The following is a 376-nucleotide window of genomic DNA, read 5'->3' on the forward strand; positions in this document are numbered from 1 at the left end:
AAGCTGCATCTTTTAATACAGAAACGGTCTCAATGTCCGCAGGATTTATCAGGTCCAGGTTTGTCGTCACGACGTTATCCACTAAAATCAATGGGCTACCGCCGTTTATAGAAGTTATACCGCGTATATTGATACTTTTACTTGCTCCCGGATTTGCACTTCCCGAAACGGTAAGCCCCGGTACAGCACCCTGTAATGCAGATCCAACATTTGTAACCGGCCGGTCTCCAAGAACTTTGTCCATAGAAACAACAGAAACTGCTCCGGTCAGGTTACCTTTCTTTTGTGTTCCGTACCCCACTACTACAACCTCACCTAACTCCGATTTATTTTCTTTGAGGACCACACTGATGCTTGTTTGGTTTCCAACAAGTAT

The 376-nt window shown here is 44.7% G+C and carries 1 protein-coding gene; it reads right to left on the reverse strand.

Translation table 11 applies throughout. The features are described 5' to 3' along the window. Positions 1-346, reverse strand: a 346-nt coding sequence (locus tag AC1DND_RS29620) for a TonB-dependent receptor plug domain-containing protein (RefSeq protein WP_477586638.1), incomplete at its 3' end; no start/stop codon positions are given. Positions 347-376 lie beyond the last annotated feature (30 nt).

Source organism: Pedobacter sp. 01N416, from assembly GCF_056399685.1.